1 protein-coding gene is annotated in these 481 nt (G+C 60.5%); it reads right to left on the bottom strand.

Going from position 1 to position 481, the window contains the following annotated elements; all coding sequences use genetic code 11:
• On the bottom strand, nt 1–462 hold a 462-nt coding region (locus HMPREF2617_RS05495), incomplete at its 3' end, for an HNH endonuclease signature motif containing protein (protein ID WP_246821704.1).
• Between the last annotated feature and the right edge of the window lie 19 nt (nt 463–481).

Below are 481 nucleotides of genomic sequence, written 5' to 3'. Positions count from 1 at the left end.
GTTTTCACGCGGGTCATCGTCGTTGCGCCCATTATGGAACCGGCATAACGGCACGAGGTTGGCAAGGTTGGTTTCCCCACCGTGCCGCCAGGCGTGGATATGGTGCATGTCGCAATTGTCAGCTCCATGTCGACAATCCGGCACCGGACAGGTTGGCGACATCATCGATGCCAACGCACGCTGCTTACTATTGGCGAATCGCTGGGTGCGATACAAGTTGACTGCACCCTCGGTCGGGTGAAACGCCGCGACTTCCAGCTCGTCGCCGAATTGCTGCGCGAGAAACTCCGCACCTGTCATCGTCGTGCCATCAGTCAGCGTGAGCGTGACCTCGTCACCGGCACCGGATTGGATCCGCGTCCATTCGGGAAGCGGCACCATAACAATCGGGCGTGGTACTGCATGCGGCACCCCACCACCATCGCCATCACCACGCAACAGCCCCATAAGCGCATCAGCCATCTGGCCGGCTGGTGGCAGT

This window comes from Corynebacterium sp. HMSC070H05 (genome assembly GCF_001837615.1).
Lineage (GTDB): Bacteria > Actinomycetota > Actinomycetes > Mycobacteriales > Mycobacteriaceae > Corynebacterium > Corynebacterium coyleae.
The sequence above is the reverse complement of the archived record's forward strand: the minus strand, read 5'-3'. Positions and strand labels throughout refer to the sequence as shown.